We start from the raw sequence: 637 nt of genomic DNA, 5'->3' as shown, positions 1-637 counted from the left end.
CCCGCCGTCGAGCCCGCTCCACTCGAACATGCTTCGAACGTACGGCCAAGCCTGTGCCCGCAGTCCGCCGAAACACGGCCGAATGCCCGTTTCCGCGGATCCCAAAACCTGCGGAAGATTGTCGCCGCCGCATACCGCCGGGTACAGTCGCGGCCACTGCTTTCCCTCTGGGGTCCTCTCCGCTCAGGACCGGAATTTCCCCAGACCCTGGTTCTGCTGCCGAGGCGAGAGAGAAGTTGGTGAACGACCAGCACGCCCACGCCGGGTACGCCGCATACGACGGTTACCAGACCGGCAGCTATGAGACCGACCCGCTCTTCGGCTCCCTGCCGGGCGGTTATGAAGGCGCTCCGGCCCCCACCGGGCCGTACGAGACGCAGTACGACACCGCCGGCCAGTGGGACAGCGGCGCACAGCAGCACCAGACAGCCGGCGTCGGATACGACGCGTACGGCACGCCGCAGTACGACACCGGCGGCCAGTGGGCGAACGCCACCACCAGCGGCACCGGATATCAGCCGTCGGCGGAATACCAGCAGCAGGCCGACCATCAGCCGCCGTTGGGCATCCCCGGCCAGGCGGCCGAGCCCGGCATGAGCGGACAGTGGGACGGCGACGCCTGGAACCAGGCGAACCA

1 pseudogene is annotated in these 637 nt (G+C 68.4%); it reads left to right on the top strand.

The features are described 5' to 3' along the window. Positions 1 to 239 precede the first annotated feature (239 nt). A pseudogene (locus BFF77_RS35375) lies at positions 240 to 637 on the top strand (M23 family peptidase); the annotation flags it as partial.

Origin of the sequence: Streptomyces lushanensis, from assembly GCF_001700515.1 — a bacterium.
In the GTDB taxonomy this organism is placed as follows: Bacteria; Actinomycetota; Actinomycetes; order Streptomycetales; family Streptomycetaceae; genus Streptomyces; species Streptomyces lushanensis.
Note: the sequence above shows the minus strand (reverse complement) of the source record. Positions and strands in the feature narration are given on the sequence as shown.